Genomic DNA, 1,251 nt, shown 5'->3' on the forward strand with positions numbered 1-1,251 from the left:
CTAGTAGATTGTCGCAGCTAATTTCTGGGGTAGAGGTGGCGCAGTTTGATGCGTGCGTCGTGGTTGGTGAACTGCCAGTCCACCTGACGCTGGTCGGAGTTGGTGGCGTCCTGCCAGGTGGATAGTTCGGTGTTGAGCGTGTCGAGGTCGCTGATCCGGCGGTCGAGGCATTGCCGGGTCAGTGCGGAGAGTTCGATCTCGGCGATGTTGAGCCAGGACCCGTGTTTGGGCGTGTGGTGGATCTCGAGGCGCTGGGCCAGGGCGAAGGCTTCTTCCGGTTCGAATGCCTCGTAGAGCGAGTCGATGCTGTGGGTGTTGAGGTTGTCCATCACCAGCACCACGGTCTCGGCGTCGGGATAGTCCACGCTCAGCAGCTGTTTGACCTGGCCGGCCCAGTCGGTCCGGGTTCGCCGGGACAGTGCCTGGACCCGGCGCCACCCGCGTAAGGGTTCGGTCCACACGAAGATGGAGCAGGTGCCGCAGCGGATGTACTCGCTGTCCTGACGGGCGTCGTGACCAGGGCGGGCTGGGAGCGGGCCGCGGACATGGTCGAGGAGCTGGTAGGGCTTTTCGTCCATGCACACCACCGGACGTGCCGGGTCGTAGGGCCGGGCATAGACGGCCAGCACGTCTTCCATCCGGGCAGCGAACTGCGCGTTCGCCCGTGGCGGGATGGTCCAGCACTTCTTCAGGTGAGGGCGCAGTTCCGTTTTTTTAAGACCCGCCCGATGGTGGAGTGGTCCAGATCGGGGATGTCCTCGACCAGCGCGACGTGTTTCTCCAGCAGCCGCAGCGACCACCGGGCATAGCCCTGGGGCGGCGGTGAGCACGCCATCGCGATCAGCCGGGCCTCGACCTCACCGGTCACGGGCGAGGGCACCGGCGGAAGGTCGCGCTTCTTCCGCCCGATCGTCGCCTCGACGTCACCCCCGGTCTCGGCGAAACGCTTGGCCACCAGCCGGATTGTCTCTCCCGAGACCCCGAGCCGAGCCGCGATCACCTCTTTCGGATCGACCACACCCACCGACGTGTCCAGCGCCAGCAGCACCCGAGCCCGCCGGATCATCGAGGCAGGACGCACCCCCGTCGTGGTTACCTGAACCAACACTTCACGATCTGCCGCGGTCAACGTGACCGGACGCTTCTTCTGTGACGGCATGAACGCCGTCCTATCAGGCAGAGGCAGGGAAATCTGCCAGACGCCGACCCTTCAGCCCCACACACCGGAACTAAGCAGCGACACGCTACTAG

General features: G+C 65.1%; 2 protein-coding genes. Both read right to left on the reverse strand.

Features of this window, described 5'->3' with window-relative positions:
- Window positions 1-17: 17 nt before the first annotated feature.
- Window positions 18-800 carry an IS630 family transposase gene (locus tag ABZZ74_RS54275; RefSeq protein WP_356951463.1) on the reverse strand — a complete coding sequence of 261 codons (783 nt, stop codon included), beginning with the start codon at window positions 798-800 and terminating at the stop codon, window positions 18-20.
- Complete coding sequence (locus ABZZ74_RS54280) at window positions 689-1,159, reverse strand: helix-turn-helix domain-containing protein (protein WP_356951464.1); 471 nt, start codon at window positions 1,157-1,159, stop codon at window positions 689-691. The genes ABZZ74_RS54275 and ABZZ74_RS54280 overlap by 112 nt, the downstream gene beginning before the upstream one ends.
- Window positions 1,160-1,251: the final 92 nt, after the last annotated feature.

It is taken from the genome of Streptomyces sp. NPDC006476 (assembly GCF_040612015.1).
Taxonomy (GTDB): domain Bacteria; phylum Actinomycetota; class Actinomycetes; order Streptomycetales; family Streptomycetaceae; genus Streptomyces; species Streptomyces griseorubiginosus_B.